The sequence below is a fragment of the Kosakonia sp. H7A genome (assembly GCF_003028445.1).
Classification (GTDB): Bacteria; Pseudomonadota; Gammaproteobacteria; order Enterobacterales; family Enterobacteriaceae; genus Kosakonia; species Kosakonia radicincitans.
Map to the genome: position 1 here is coordinate 123,617 of NZ_PYTZ01000003.1, position 13,429 is coordinate 137,045.

Consider the following 13,429-nt stretch of genomic DNA (forward strand, 5'->3'; position numbering starts at 1 on the left):
TTTTTTATCCCTCAGTGCAGTACCGGCGACTTAATGTGGCGGGCGCATAACTCTTCCATCACGGCCAGGCCGAGAAAGGAGAGCGCTGGCGCGGTTTTGAGCGGTGCGGCATTCATTAAATCTTCCAGTAGCGCACAGGCAATCTGGCGGCCTTTATCCTCGCCGTGCTGGCGCAGATAAAACCCTTCCAGCTCGGCAGCGATAGCGGACTCCAGCGCATCGAGCGTCAGATGCGGGTAACGGTGCTGGCGCTGACACAGGGTCAGCCAGGCACAGGCCACGGCGCGGCGGTAAAGTGCAGCGCGCAGGACGGGTGGTAACGGCTGTTTCATACCTTTTCCTCCCCGTCGAGCCAGCGCCGGTTGCATCGCTCGATGACGGCATCGAGCTGATCCGTCATCAGGTAAATCAGGGAAATGAGTTGCAGACGCTCAGCCGGATCGCGGCGGAGGGTCACATTGTCCTGTTCCGCTGCCAGCTCGCTGACCAGATGGCCGATATTGCGCAGGTGCTCGAGGTACCGGAGATCGTCAAGGGTGAGGATGGAGTGGCTCATTCGTACACCTCCGCAACCGGTAAGCGACCGGCGAATGAGAGGACATAATCGCGAACGAGGGAACGACGGGCGGTACGCTCATCGGCGGCAATAATGCGCAGCATACAGACACGCGGTTTATGTACGGAGCGACGAACGGCAGCGAAAATAAAGATAAATTGCGGGTGAGACAGGGTGAGGGTCGTAGCCATAAGGGCAACCTCCTTGAAGTAGCGGTTATCGCTACCACCGGAGTTCTCACGCTCTGGTGGTAGCCCAGACGGGGGTGAGAAACCGGCCTTCAAGGGAACCGGCCAGCCCGAAGGCTGCCCCGCCTGAGCCACCATTACGCAGATACAGCAACGGTTTAAGAACCGGTGCGTAAACAACAGGTGCACAGAGGCATAGACACAAAAAAAGACGCATGGCGCGTCCGGTGTCGCCTTGAAGAAACTCGGGTTCTCACGCCCGGCTGCCGATTTTGCGACAGCGGGAAAACTATACCTGGAAACGCCGACAGGAAGCAAGCCAGAAAAAGGGGCGTTTTGCTGACCGGGCAACATCATGCATCACAGCCCCGGTTACGTGCTGCGATACGGTCGCTCATCCATGCGGTAATTTCACTGTGCACCCACGCCACGTTTTTTCCACCAAGAGAGATTTGTTTCGGGAAAGCCTCACGGCTGATGAGGTCGTAAATGGTCGAGCGGGACAGGCCGCATAAATGCATCACTTCCGGCAGGCGTAAAAAGCGCTCCTGAATAACATCTGAAACCGGCATTAACGGCGCGGCAGGGGCAGAAGACGGGGAAGAAAAAGCGGTGTGCATCGGGCTACCTCATAATGTCCATACAGTGCCGGTCGTGTCTTTCCGGCTTCGGGTAGCGCTCTATTTTGTGAATATTTTTGCGTATTACAACAAGGGCGCATCAGGCTGTTTTCTGCATGGTTGTCTGTTTAATAAGCAGCTTATTTTTCGGGTTTGCCTCTGTTTGCCAATAAATGTCAATGTCGGCCAATATAACCAGTAACTAAAATTGCAAACCTTTTTATCCGATTAATTAGGCGGGTATTAACAGGAAAAAACATCAGAAAAAAATACTGCTGTACCGGAAGAAACAAAAAGCCGGTGAACAGTAGTGAACAGTCGGTGAACACTTAATTTCTCAACTGTTCACCCTTTAACTTACTGTATTAATTATTATTTTATTTATCAGTGAACAGTGTGAAGAGTTAAATACAGAAAAACAAACAGAAAGAGGGCTTTTCCTGGGACCTCTTTCTGGCGAGCCGGTTTTTCAGCGGCTTTCTGTGCCATCCCGGCCACAACTGCAACCGGTCGTTTCGTTGTGCAGGGCGCGGCAGAATGCACTTACATTGACAACACAGAGAGCCCCGCCATGAAAACTGAACTTATGACCTCCATCATGAAAACCATCGGCAGCACGCAGACTGGTGCCTCCCGCGCCGTTATCGACGGTGCCCTTAAGACCGTGCATAAAAAAGCCGCAGAGGATAACGCCGCCGCCGTCAACCGTGCCCTGAAGGCCTTTACAGAGGCAAAAGCCGCTCACACCGGCAGCATGCTAAAACTGAACGACATCGGCGCAGCCATCACCCGCAGCGAAAAGGAACGGAAGAACGCGCTTGAGGAAAGCGCCGCAGCAGAGAAGAGCTGGCGCGAGCGTTTCCGCAGTCTCGGCGGTGCCATGACGCCGGAGCTCAGGGCCGGACACAGCAGACACATCGCCGGTCGTGAACTGGCGGAGGAGTTCACCGGCCTGATTGCTGAACTGGAGACGGACAAATCCCGCGCCATGCTGGAAGCCTGCACGACAGGTAAAACGTATGTCACTGAGCATGCACGAGCGTTTAGCGTCTGCGCACAGGCAGAGTGGGCAGAGGCCATGCGGGACATCAGCCCGGCACTGGTGCGGGCGTTCTGTCTGCGCCTGCGTGCGCTGGAGCTGAACGGTGCGACGCGCCCGGCGGATATTCTGGCTGAGGAGCTGCACATGCATGTTGCGGTGCAGGCACAATTTTATAACTTTGACATGGACAATGAGCCGGTGTTCTCACAGCTCGGCATGCACCGCCCGCCGCTGACCGGCGTGGATATGGCGCTGTATAAAAGTCCGCTGAAGCGTTCGCAGCTTGCCACGCAACTGGCCGGAAAGAGAAAACAGGCGGAGGGCTGAACCATGTTTCACTGCCCGTTCTGTAAACAGCCCGCGCACACGCGTACCAGCCGCTATCTGACAGAAAACCTCAAACAGCGCTATCACCAGTGCACCAGTATTGAATGCTCGGCCACGTTCCGCACCACCGAGACACTCGACGGCGTGATACGCAGACCGGCGATGCCGGAAACCCCGGTTTTACGGGCAGATATTCAGCCGCAATAATTCCCCCGAAAACATCCCGATTTATGTGCGCCGGTACTGGCTACCGGCTGCACTCTCACCCCCCAAAAAAACGCAAAAAATCCCGTTATTTTTCCGAAAAATACCCTGCATGCATCAGGTGCATTTAACTGCATTTATTTTTCTGCCAGCCTGAACCCCGCCCGCGCCAGTCCCGGCGCGGCCTGAGCCCGGTCATGCATCTGCATTTAAACCGCCCCGCAAAGCGGGCAGGCGAGGCGGGGAAAGTACTGCGCGCATTATTAGGATTTAAACGCTAATTAATCATAGAGATAAAACTCTTTCATATGACAGATGATCTTCAATGAAGTGAGCCCTAAAAAAGTATGATACGTAGAAAAAAGTTGATTCAGTGACGAGAAAATGTGCTAAAAAATAATTATAAGTACTATATCGGATCTCTTGGACGAGTCAGAGGTGTTATGAAAATCAGAAAAATTACAGAACTAACTGATGACGTCTCAGCAGTTATAAGAAAGGATGGAGGCAGGCACCTTTCTGAAAAACCTTTAGATGAAATGGTCATAGGATTAGTTTGCTCTGTTGGTACGGATTTAGAACAGATTACTAAAAAAATAAGAGACAGATTGAGTTTGTATAATTTTGGCTGTATTGAAGTGCATGTATCTAAAGATATTATCTCTGAGCTTACCGGTGAGGAAAACTATGCGGGAAATTACCAAAGAATAGATAGTTTAATGACTAAGGGGAATAAGTTAAGGGAAGATAGTGATTGTAATTATGTGTTAGCTTTGGGGTCAATAGCAAGAATTAATGAGGTAAGAGAAACCCCCCCTCCTGATTTGGCAAGAAAGCGTGGTGTTGTATATATAGTTAACTCAATAAAACATCAAGAGGAAGTTTATTGGTTTAGAAAAGTCTATGGCGCAGGTTTCTTGCTTTTCGGGATTTTTTCGGATGAGCAACGTAGATTGAATAATTTGGTTAATAATAAAGGGATATCTGAAGAGGATGCGGGGAAATTAATTTCCAGGGATGAAGGTGAGGAGTCTGGGTATGGGCAGCATACTAGAGATGCATTCCACTTGGCAGATTTCTTCTTAAGCCAGGATGGAAATGATGATAAATTAAATAACGATATAAAAAGAGTATTTGACTTACTATTTGGGAATCCTTTCATTACTCCAACTTTTGATGAATTTGCGATGTATATGGCATTTTCTTCTGCATTAAGATCAGCCGACTTATCTAGGCAAGTCGGCGCAGTTTTGGCGAAAGATTTTTCTATTATATCTACTGGCGCTAATGATGTTCCAAAATTTGGCGGTGGATTATATTGGCCTTATTTTAACTCTGAAAAAGAAATATATGAAGATGTTGAAAATGGAAGAGACTACAAACTAGGATATGATTCTAATGCAAGGCAAAAAAAAGAAATAATTGATGATATTCTACGGCAGTTACCTAAAAAGTCTAGGGCGAAAATATCCACTATCTTGAGTGATAGTCTAATAAAAGATATTACTGAGTATGGGCGTGTTGTCCATGCAGAGATGGAAGCGATATTATCTTGTGCTAGAAGTCAAGTTAGCACGCAAGATGCTTCTATATATTGCACTACTTTTCCATGCCATAATTGTGCTAAGCATATTATTGCTGCTGGTATAAAAAGAGTTGTTTATATAGAGCCATATCCAAAAAGTAAAGCCTTCGATTTTCATAAAGAATCCATTACAGGGGATACTTCTGTATCAGAGAAGGTGATTTTTGAACCTTTCATTGGAATAGGACCTAGAGTTTATTATAATTTATTTTCTTTAGTTAATGGAAATGGAAATAGAATTAAAAGAAAAGACTCAGTAGGGAATGTGGTCAAGTGGAGTGAGGCAAATGCTTCATTAAGAACTTTGCTTTTGCCTATTTCTTACTTGGAAAGAGAGAAGATTTCTGTTAATTTATTTGCCAGAATTATAGGAGTTTAAGATGAATGGCGATAATGGTTTTATTAAACATATAGTTGCAACAAAGAAGAGTACCACTGATTGGCCGGAGTGGAAACGAAATTTGATGGGAGTAGATGAATTCTCATCTAAGTCTGTCAAAGTTTTGAATGGGTTGGCCTTATCGCAAAGTAAGACTAGAAAAAAATAAATACAAAGAGCCCCTTAAGGGGCTCTTTTATTTTATGTACAAAGCATATTTTCAATAAATTTATTATACCACTGCATCATTAGACGTCTTTTTTCTATATATAGCGCATGATTATAAGTACCACGAACGCTATTTTTATCGACATGCGCTAATTGCACTTCAATCCATGCACTATCAAACCCTTGCTCATGTAGTATGGTCGACATTGTATGCCGAAACCCATGGCCTGTTGCTCGGCCTTTATAGCCAAGCAGCTCAATTACCTGTGAGACGCTTTCTTTAGAAATTGGCTTACTACGGTTGTTTCTGCCAATAAAAATGTAAGGGTAATGTCTCGTGATAGGTATCAGTTGCTTGAACAGTTCAATCACCTGAGTTGATAACGGCACAAGGTGTGGTCTTCGCATTTTCATTCTTTCTGCGGGGATCTCCCATATACCTTTCTCAAGGTCAACCTCATCCCATGTAGCAAAGCGCATCTCTTGAGTTCGTACTCCAGTAAGCATAATAATCTTTGTAGCGTTTTTAGTAATGATGCTGCCGGTATATGCTTCAAGATCTCTAACGAAATGTGGTAGCTCTTCGGCTGATAAAAATGGATGGTGCTTTTGCTTCGGGGCAGCGAGAGCAATAGATAAATCAGGCGCTGGGTTATATTCAGCACGGCCAGTTATGATCGCATATCGGTAGACCTCGCCGCATCGTTGACGAACTTTTCTGGTTTTCTCTAAGGCCCCACGCTTCTCTATTATTCGCAACACCTCAAGCAGTTCTAGAGGCTTGATCTCACTAATGGGACGTTTACCAATAAATGGGAAAACATCTTGCTCGAAGGTCTTAATGATTTCTTCGCGATAGGCCACCGTCCAGCGGTCAGCTTTGTTTGCGTGCCATTCTCGACAAATGGCTTCGAAAGAGTTTTCAGTGGAGAGCTGCTGCGCCAATTTCTGGGCTTTCCTTTCCTCAACCGGGTCAATGCCATTAGCAACTTGCTTACGTGCAACCTCACGTTTCTCACGTGCTTCTGAAAGACTCACCAAGCCATAGCTACCAAATGACATTAATCGTGCTTTACCGGCAAAGCGGAAACGGAAACGCCAGCCTTTCGAGCCGTCGGGATTGATAAGCAACGACAGACCCTGCCCGTCGTTCAGGGTGTATGGCTTGTCTTGGGGTTTTGCTCGTTTGATTTGTATGTCTGTTAAGGCCATGTGTATAAGTCAAAAGTGTGTATAAAAAACCTATACACATCACTATACATATCTTTCATGGATTCAGGGAGAACTTATCGGACTGTTACGGATAATGTATTTACGAGATTGATTGAAAATAAAGGATTTTTTAGACTTTCTTGGAAAGGTGCGGAGCAACTTTGGCGGAAGATCACAGGAGTCGAACCTGCCCGGGACCGCTGGCGGCCCCAACTGGATTTGAAGTCCAGCCACCTCACCGGAGATGACGATCTTCCGCGCCTGCATTGCTACATGGAGGCGGGGCGCATTATAGCTACTTTCAGTCATTTACCACATACCCTCATCAGAATTTTTCTCATTGTGCTGCCGGTAAAATCCTCGGTTTAAGATAAATCCCTATCTTTTCCATCGTTTAGCCGCTTCGCTTCGGTGAAAGGGGGTGCGATCACAGAAAAGAATAAACGTAAATTGATAACAAGAAATCGCAATACCCGGCTGAAAACCAATCGTTTACAACGTGTGAAACCGCTCTCTGTGCACTTTTCACGCGTAAAGGAAACAAAAATGGACAGTCAGATTATTTCTGTAAAAGAAAAAATTGGCTACGGGATGGGCGATGCCGCCAGCCATATCGTCTTCGATAACGTGATGTTGTACATGATGTTTTTCTATACCGATATTTTCGGTATTCCCGCCGGGTTTGTCGGCACCATGTTCCTGCTGGCGCGCGCCTTAGACGCCATTTCCGACCCGTGCATGGGGCTGCTTGCCGACCGCACGCGCAGCCGCTGGGGGAAATTCCGCCCGTGGATTATCTTCGGCGCGCTGCCGTTTGGCGTGGTCTGCGTGCTGGCATACAGCACGCCGGATCTCAGCATGAGCGGCAAAATGATTTATGCCGCTGTAACTTATACGTTACTCACCCTGCTTTACACCGTGGTCAATATTCCTTATTGCGCGCTCGGCGGCGTTATCACCAATGACCCGACACAGCGCATCTCGCTGCAATCCTGGCGCTTCGTGCTCGCCACCGCAGGCGGCATGCTCTCCACGGTGCTGATGATGCCGCTGGTGAAATTAATTGGCGGCGAAGACAAAGTCGCTGGTTTCCAGGGCGGGATTGCGGTGCTCTCGGTGGTCGCCTTTATGATGCTGGCGTTCTGCTTCTTCACTACCAAAGAGCGTATCCAGGCACCGCCGAGCACCACCTCAATGCGTGAAGATCTGCGCGATATCTGGCAGAACGACCAGTGGCGCATCGTTGGTGTGCTGACCATCCTCAACATCCTTGCCGTCTGTGTGCGCGGCGGCGCGATGATGTATTACGTCACCTGGATCATGGGCGATGCCGCCATCTTTACCGCGTTCCTCACCACCTACTGCGTCGGCAACCTGATTGGCAGCGCGCTGGCGAAACCGCTGACCGACTGGAAATGCAAAGTCACCATCTTCTGGTGGACTAACGCCGCGCTCACCGTGCTGAGCATCGCCATGTTCTTCGTGCCTATCCAGGCCAGCGTCACCATGTTCATCTTTATCTTTGTCATCGGCGTGCTGCACCAACTGGTAACGCCAATCCAGTGGGTGATGATGTCCGACACCGTCGATTACGGCGAATGGTGCAACGGTAAGCGCCTTACCGGCATCAGCTTTGCCGGTACGCTGTTTGTACTGAAACTCGGCCTTGCATTTGGCGGCGCGTTGATTGGCTGGGCGCTGGCCGGTGGCGGTTACGATGCCGCGGCTCACAGCCAGAACAGCACCACCATCAGCATCATTATTGCCTTGTTCACGCTGGTTCCGGCGCTTTGCTACCTGCTCAGCGCCATTATCGCCAAACGCTTTTACACGCTGAAAACCCCGTTCCTGAAAGCGATCATGGCGCAACTGGCGCGTGGCGAGCACCGCGGCAAGCAGGGGTTTGGCCATGTTTCAGCCCGGGAAGAATTACTGTAAGGAGTGACAGATGAAAATTAGTGATGGCAACTGGCTTATCCAGCCGGGGTTGACGTTAATCCAGCCGGTTCAGGTATTTGAAGTTGAACCGCAGGGCAATGAGATGGTGGTCTATGCCGCACCGCGCGATGTGCGTGAGCGCACCTGGCAACTGGATACCCCTTTGTTTACGCTGCGCTTTTTCTCGCCGCAGGAGGGGATTATCGGCGTGCGCATTGAGCACTTTCAGGGGGCGCTGGATAACGGCCCGCACTTCCCGCTTAACGTTGCGCAAAACGTTCACGTGGAGATACGCAACACGGAAGCGTTTGCCGAGCTGCAAAGCGGTTCGCTTAGCGTTCGCGTGGGGAAAGGCGACAACTGGGCGATAGATTTTCTGCACGATGGCGAACGCATCACCGGCAGCCAGTTGAAAAATAACGGCTATGTGCAGAATGGCAACAGCGGGCGCAACTACCTTTTTGAGCGGCTGGATCTCGGCGTGGGCGAAACGGTGTATGGTCTCGGCGAGCGCTTTACCGCGCTGGTGCGCAACGGCCAGGCGGTGGAAACCTGGAACCGCGATGGCGGCACCAGCACCGAGCAGTCGTACAAAAATATCCCCTTCTATCTGACCAATCATGGTTATGGCGTGCTGGTCAATCACCCGGAAGCCGTGGAATTTGAAATCGGTTCGGAGAAGGTCTCCAAAGTGCAGTTCAGCGTTGAAGGCGAGCATCTGGAGTATTTCGTTATCGACGGGCCGACGCCGCAGGCGGTACTGGATCGCTATACCCGCTTTACTGGCCGTCCGGCGCTGCCGCCCGCGTGGTCATTCGGCCTGTGGCTGACCACTTCGTTCACCACCAACTACGACGAAACGACGGTGAACAGCTTTATCGATGGCATGGCCGAACGCCAGTTGCCGCTGCATGTGTTCCATTTTGACTGCTTCTGGATGAAGGCCTTCCAGTGGTGCGATTTCGAATGGGACCCGCTGACCTTCCCGGATCCGGCCGGCATGATGAAGCGGCTGAAAGCGCGCGGGCTGAAAATCTGTGTCTGGATCAACCCCTATATCGGGCAAAAATCGCCCGTTTTCCGCGAGCTGAAAGAGAAGGGTTACCTGCTGAAACGCCCGGATGGCTCGCTATGGCAGTGGGACAAATGGCAGCCGGGGCTGGCGATTTATGACTTTACCAACCCGGAAGCCTGCCAGTGGTACGCCGATAAGCTCAAAGGCCTGGTGGCGATGGGCGTGGATTGCTTCAAAACCGATTTCGGCGAACGCATTCCGACCGATGTGGCCTGGTATAACGGCGCGTGCCCGCAGAAGATGCACAACCATTATGCGTACATCTACAACGAACTGGTGTGGAATGTGCTGAAAGAGACGCTTGGCGAGCAGGAAGCGGTGCTGTTTGCCCGCTCGGCTTCCGTGGGTGCGCAGCAGTTCCCGGTTCACTGGGGTGGCGACTGCTACGCCAACTACGAATCGATGGCCGAAAGCCTGCGCGGTGGGTTATCCATTGGACTTTCCGGTTTTGGCTTCTGGAGCCACGATATCGGCGGCTTCGAAAATACTGCGCCTGCGCATGTCTACAAACGCTGGTGCGCGTTCGGGCTGTTCTCCAGCCACAGCCGCCTGCATGGCAGCAAATCCTACCGCGTGCCGTGGGCGTACGATGAAGAGTCCTGCGATGTGGTATGCCACTTCACACAGCTGAAATGTCGCCTGATGCCGTACCTTTATCGCCAGGCTGCGCAGGTGCATGAATCTGGCGTGCCGATGATGCGTGCCATGATGCTGGCCTTCCCGGAAGATCCCGCCTGCGACTATCTCGACAGGCAGTATATGCTCGGCGATGCGCTACTGGTCGCGCCGGTGTTCAGTGAAGCGGGCGATGTGCAGTTTTATCTGCCGGAAGGACGCTGGACGCACCTGTGGCATAACGACGTCCAGATCGGCAGCCACTGGCATAAACAGCGCCACAACTTTATGAGCCTGCCGGTTTACGTACGTGACAATACGCTGCTGGCGCTGGGCAGTAACGATCAGCGGCCGGATTATGCCTGGCACGAGGACACGGCATTTCAGCTGTTTTCCCTGGATGACGGACGTGAAGCGTTGTGCGAAGTGCCGGATGCCCGCGGCGCGGTGATCTTCAGTCTGCGGGCGAAACGTGCACATGGCGTGATTACGATACAGGCTGACGGTGCAGGGCGTAACTGGACGCTGTGCCTGCGCAATATCGCACAGATTGCCGGGGTGCAGGGCGCAACGCAGTCCGGCAGCGAGCTGGGTGTGGTGATTACGCCGCAGGGTAGTGAAGTGCGTATTACGCTCTGATTTTGAGGGGTATTTCCCTCTCCTTGTCGGGAGAGGGAGCAATTACAGTAAACCCGGCACAATAATCGCAGCAAAGATCGCGATAATAACCAGGTATTTCAACGCATAGTAGAGCTTGCGGCTGCGTTTTTTAAGGCGCTGGCCGCCTTCTCGCAGGGCATAAATATATTTGAAGATCCGGTTGATGGCGCCGGTACGGTCGCCTTCGTCGTTCGGCGAACTGGCGGCAGACATCAGCGTGGCACCAACCCAATGGTTGATCGCCTGCGCCCATCGCCATTTCATTGGCCGTTCGATGTCGCAGAACAGAATAATGCGTGTCTGGTCCGTTTTGTTTTCCGCCCAGTGAACATATGTTTCGTCAAAAATCACGGCTTCTCCGTCGCGCCAACTGTGGCGCTGGCGATCGACTTCGATAAAACAACGATTGTCGTTCGGCGTGGCTAAGCCTAAGTGGTAACGCACGGAACCGGCATACGGGTCGCGGTGTTTACCAAGATAAGCGCCCGGAGGAAGCTCGGCAAACATCGCCGCCTTAATGGAGGGGATCTGGTTAACCAGCCGGGTAGTGACCGGGCAGAGCGCCTGCGCCGAAGGATGGGCATCGTCGTACCATTTCAGATAAAAACGCTTCCAGCCGCGTTTAAAGAAGGTGTTAAAACCGGCGTCATTATTGGTCTGCGCTGCTTTGATGTGATCCTGCAAACGCAGCGCTTCTTCACGTATTACCTGCCAGTTATCAGTAATCTTTTGTAACTCGGGAAACGCGGCAGTATCAAAAAAAGGCTGCTTTGGCGGCAGGCGCGAAAAACCGGTCATAAACATATTGATCGGCGCCATAAACGTCGAATGATCAAACAGCTGGCGCGAAAGCTTTTGTTTCTCTATGCCGCGGGAATGCGCATAGAACACGCTGATAAGAAAAACGGCGAGAATGATAACGGCGGTCATCGTAACTGTCCTTCCTCAAAAATTGAGAAGAATCGTAGATCACCGTTAAAAAGCCTTCCACATTCTCACGGGGAAGGCGCAATTTTTGTTAAAGTAATGTTTCAGGGCTGGGCAGGGGCGGGCTGTGCGGGCGTCTCAGTTGCGGATGGCGCCACTACGCCGCCCGATACCACGCCGCCATGCATGCTCTGTTTTACCTGCTGTTTCTGTACGTTTACCGCAGATAACTCGCCGTTAACGCTGGGCTTCAGCGGGGCATCGGCGCGTATGCTGCCGCTGGCGGTCAGTTGCAGGTTGCCATCGCCGCTTATCGGTAATGCTGGCCAGCCCCACTCCTGGAGCACATTCAGCGGTACACCGCGTCCGTTCAGGCTGACATTGACGCTGCGATCCGGCGTTTGCGAGACCACGGCTTTCGCCTCCAGCAACCCTTTGTCGGTGAAGGCGCTCAGCTCAGTAATATTGACCATGTTGCCGTTGGCATTCAGCGCCAGCGACGGACGGCGCACGTCCACGCGGTTGAATGTTGCCGCTGCGGCATTTAGTTTTGCGCTACCGCCCCAGACGCCCCATTTCCCTTCGCGCACCAGTTGCAGATTGTCGCCATAACCATCCAGCGCGGTGAGCTGCCACGGGAACGTCGGATCGATATCAATCACCAGGTTGCGGCTGGCGCTGAATTTCTTCAGCGTTACCGTGTTCAGCCACGGCGGCAGATCGTCCATCCACAGTTGCTTCCAGTTTTCCGGCAGTGTGTACTCCAGCCCGGCGAATGCGGCGTCGTCGAGCACCAGCGCATGGCCCGCGCGATACCAGTTACCGGAGGTGCGCACCATGCCGTTTTCCCAGCGCGAGGTGAATTGCTGTAGCGCAATTCCCTGCGGAGAAAAGTTGGCATTCAGGATCGGGTCGAACAAGTGCAGCGAGCCGTAAATAAACTCGCTGGCGTTCATCGACAGCCTGCCGTCGTCGCTCTGCCAGTCACCCTTAATCAGCGTCAAATTGCTCAGGCTCAGATCGAGGTCGGTAACCGCCCAGCCCGGCCCCTGTAAACGCGCGTCCGTCACGTCGACACGGCCAATCTGTAATGACGGCAGTGTGGTGAGCGGGTTGAAGAAATCGAGCAGGGTTTTATCGCTTTGCAGGCGAATATCGTTCAGGCGCAGATTATTCACCACCCAGCCGCCATCGGCAGTGCGTTTCGCATCGCCGGTCAGCGAGCCGCGCGCCATGTCCGCGCCGATAGTCGTCAGGGTAACAACATCTTTGTCGATACTGCCCTGAATAAGCACATTGCTGGCCGGAACGCCGTTTAACGTCAGCGAACCGGCGCTCATCTGGATTTGCGTTTTACTGCCCAGCACATTGCCGGCCACCGGCTGCCAGGGCGAGACACCGCCCATCACCCGTTGCGCGCTCAGATCCCAGCCCGTGGTCGGGCTATTGAACGCCATATTATTGAGTTGCAGGCGATCGGCCTGGAAGGGAAGCGGCGCGGCAGACGGGGAGAAATTGAGCGTGCCATCCTGCAATAAAATAGTGTCGGCGTGCAGCGGATCGGTCAACTGGCGGCTGCTCAGGCCAATATCCACGGTTTTAGCGACCAGTGTCGCCGGGTTGCCTTTGCGGCCGAAATTGACGTTTTTCAGTAACACATGGGAAGGCGAGGAGAAACGATGTTCTATCACATCAAAAGTGAGGTGATAGTCGCTGTTGTTATTCACCCAGTTGCTGACCTGTGTCGCACCCCAACGGGTTTGCAGCAGAAAATAAGCGGCCACTATCGCCAGTAGCAGGACGATAACGACAACTAAAAGCAGCTTTCCAAGAAATTTCATGATCTTCCATCCCCGAAGTGTCAATCAGGCAGTTATGCACGATTTATGCGCAATGCTCAAGGGCGGAATGATGAAAGGAGATGACAGCGGCA

The 13,429-nt window shown here is 51.7% G+C and carries 13 protein-coding genes and 1 tRNA gene; 6 read left to right on the forward strand and 8 right to left on the reverse strand.

Annotated features, from left to right (window positions below; all coding sequences use genetic code 11):
* Window positions 1-11 precede the first annotated feature (11 nt).
* Genes CWM66_RS13505 through CWM66_RS13520 form a run of 4 tightly spaced genes read right to left on the reverse strand, consistent with a single transcriptional unit; the run spans window position 12 to window position 1,364 of the window.
* Entirely contained in the window at window positions 12-332 is a 321-nt protein-coding gene (locus CWM66_RS13505; RefSeq protein ID WP_107146778.1) for a DUF5375 domain-containing protein, read from the reverse strand.
* Complete coding sequence (locus CWM66_RS13510) at window positions 329-556, reverse strand: hypothetical protein (protein WP_020454813.1); 228 nt, start codon at window positions 554-556, stop codon at window positions 329-331. The genes CWM66_RS13505 and CWM66_RS13510 overlap by 4 nt, the downstream gene beginning before the upstream one ends.
* On the reverse strand, window positions 553-1,101 hold the full coding sequence (locus tag CWM66_RS13515) for a host cell division inhibitor Icd-like protein (RefSeq protein ID WP_107146779.1): 549 nt from the start codon (window positions 1,099-1,101) through the stop codon (window positions 553-555). The genes CWM66_RS13510 and CWM66_RS13515 overlap by 4 nt, the downstream gene beginning before the upstream one ends.
* Window positions 1,098-1,364, reverse strand: a complete 267-nt coding sequence (locus CWM66_RS13520) for an AlpA family transcriptional regulator (RefSeq protein WP_107146780.1) — start codon at window positions 1,362-1,364, stop codon at window positions 1,098-1,100. Before CWM66_RS13520 ends, CWM66_RS13515 begins: the two co-directional genes overlap by 4 nt.
* Before the next feature lie 571 nt (window positions 1,365-1,935).
* Here CWM66_RS13520 and CWM66_RS13530 point away from each other — a divergent pair.
* The 4 genes from CWM66_RS13530 (at window position 1,936) to CWM66_RS29100 (ending at window position 5,070) form a co-directional block, all read left to right on the forward strand.
* Entirely contained in the window at window positions 1,936-2,733 is a 798-nt protein-coding gene (locus tag CWM66_RS13530; protein ID WP_107146781.1) for a capsid protein, read from the forward strand.
* 3 nt (window positions 2,734-2,736) lie between these two features.
* Entirely contained in the window at window positions 2,737-2,940 is a 204-nt protein-coding gene (locus CWM66_RS13535; RefSeq protein ID WP_107146782.1) for an ogr/Delta-like zinc finger family protein, read from the forward strand.
* A 440-nt stretch (window positions 2,941-3,380) separates the two neighbouring features.
* Complete coding sequence (locus tag CWM66_RS13540) at window positions 3,381-4,901, forward strand: anti-phage dCTP deaminase (RefSeq protein WP_107146783.1); 1,521 nt, start codon at window positions 3,381-3,383, stop codon at window positions 4,899-4,901.
* A gap of 1 nt (window position 4,902) precedes the next feature.
* Entirely contained in the window at window positions 4,903-5,070 is a 168-nt protein-coding gene (locus tag CWM66_RS29100; RefSeq protein ID WP_199200046.1) for a hypothetical protein, read from the forward strand.
* Between the two features lie 32 nt (window positions 5,071-5,102).
* On the opposite strand, the gene CWM66_RS13545 is transcribed toward CWM66_RS29100, so the two are convergent.
* A complete protein-coding gene (locus tag CWM66_RS13545; protein ID WP_107146784.1) occupies window positions 5,103-6,281 on the reverse strand; it encodes a tyrosine-type recombinase/integrase in 1,179 nt (392 codons plus the stop codon).
* Between the two features lie 162 nt (window positions 6,282-6,443).
* Window positions 6,444-6,538 (reverse strand) — tRNA-Sec (locus CWM66_RS13550).
* A 289-nt stretch (window positions 6,539-6,827) separates the two neighbouring features.
* On the opposite strand from CWM66_RS13550, the gene CWM66_RS13555 reads away from it, so the two are divergent.
* Together CWM66_RS13555 and yicI are read left to right on the forward strand one after the other, a co-directional pair.
* Complete coding sequence (locus CWM66_RS13555) at window positions 6,828-8,219, forward strand: glycoside-pentoside-hexuronide family transporter (RefSeq protein ID WP_072440438.1); 1,392 nt, start codon at window positions 6,828-6,830, stop codon at window positions 8,217-8,219.
* A gap of 10 nt (window positions 8,220-8,229) precedes the next feature.
* A complete protein-coding gene (gene yicI / locus CWM66_RS13560; RefSeq protein WP_107146785.1) occupies window positions 8,230-10,548 on the forward strand; it encodes an alpha-xylosidase in 2,319 nt (772 codons plus the stop codon).
* Window positions 10,549-10,590: 42 nt separating this feature from the next.
* On the opposite strand, the gene lpxO is transcribed toward yicI, so the two are convergent.
* Window positions 10,591-11,499 carry a lipid A hydroxylase LpxO gene (lpxO, locus tag CWM66_RS13565; protein ID WP_007369475.1) on the reverse strand — a complete coding sequence of 303 codons (909 nt, stop codon included), beginning with the start codon at window positions 11,497-11,499 and terminating at the stop codon, window positions 10,591-10,593.
* 101 nt (window positions 11,500-11,600) lie between these two features.
* Complete coding sequence (locus CWM66_RS13570) at window positions 11,601-13,337, reverse strand: AsmA family protein (protein WP_107146786.1); 1,737 nt, start codon at window positions 13,335-13,337, stop codon at window positions 11,601-11,603.
* Window positions 13,338-13,429 lie beyond the last annotated feature (92 nt).

What these genes read in the sequence shown, in the direction of transcription:
- CWM66_RS13540 (WP_107146783.1), top strand. Translation starts at nt 3,381, where the DNA reads ATGAAAATCAGAAAAATTACAGAACTAACTGATGACGTCTCAGCAGTT.
- lpxO (WP_007369475.1), bottom strand. Translation starts at nt 11,499, where the DNA reads ATGACCGCCGTTATCATTCTCGCCGTTTTTCTTATCAGCGTGTTCTAT.
- CWM66_RS13570 (WP_107146786.1), bottom strand. Translation starts at nt 13,337, where the DNA reads ATGAAATTTCTTGGAAAGCTGCTTTTAGTTGTCGTTATCGTCCTGCTA.
- CWM66_RS13535 (WP_107146782.1), top strand. Translation starts at nt 2,737, where the DNA reads ATGTTTCACTGCCCGTTCTGTAAACAGCCCGCGCACACGCGTACCAGC.
- CWM66_RS13520 (WP_107146780.1), bottom strand. Translation starts at nt 1,364, where the DNA reads ATGCACACCGCTTTTTCTTCCCCGTCTTCTGCCCCTGCCGCGCCGTTA.
- yicI (WP_107146785.1), top strand. Translation starts at nt 8,230, where the DNA reads ATGAAAATTAGTGATGGCAACTGGCTTATCCAGCCGGGGTTGACGTTA.
- CWM66_RS13505 (WP_107146778.1), bottom strand. Translation starts at nt 332, where the DNA reads ATGAAACAGCCGTTACCACCCGTCCTGCGCGCTGCACTTTACCGCCGC.
- CWM66_RS29100 (WP_199200046.1), top strand. Translation starts at nt 4,903, where the DNA reads ATGAATGGCGATAATGGTTTTATTAAACATATAGTTGCAACAAAGAAG.
- CWM66_RS13545 (WP_107146784.1), bottom strand. Translation starts at nt 6,281, where the DNA reads ATGGCCTTAACAGACATACAAATCAAACGAGCAAAACCCCAAGACAAG.
- CWM66_RS13555 (WP_072440438.1), top strand. Translation starts at nt 6,828, where the DNA reads ATGGACAGTCAGATTATTTCTGTAAAAGAAAAAATTGGCTACGGGATG.
- CWM66_RS13515 (WP_107146779.1), bottom strand. Translation starts at nt 1,101, where the DNA reads ATGATGTTGCCCGGTCAGCAAAACGCCCCTTTTTCTGGCTTGCTTCCT.
- CWM66_RS13530 (WP_107146781.1), top strand. Translation starts at nt 1,936, where the DNA reads ATGAAAACTGAACTTATGACCTCCATCATGAAAACCATCGGCAGCACG.
- CWM66_RS13510 (WP_020454813.1), bottom strand. Translation starts at nt 556, where the DNA reads ATGAGCCACTCCATCCTCACCCTTGACGATCTCCGGTACCTCGAGCAC.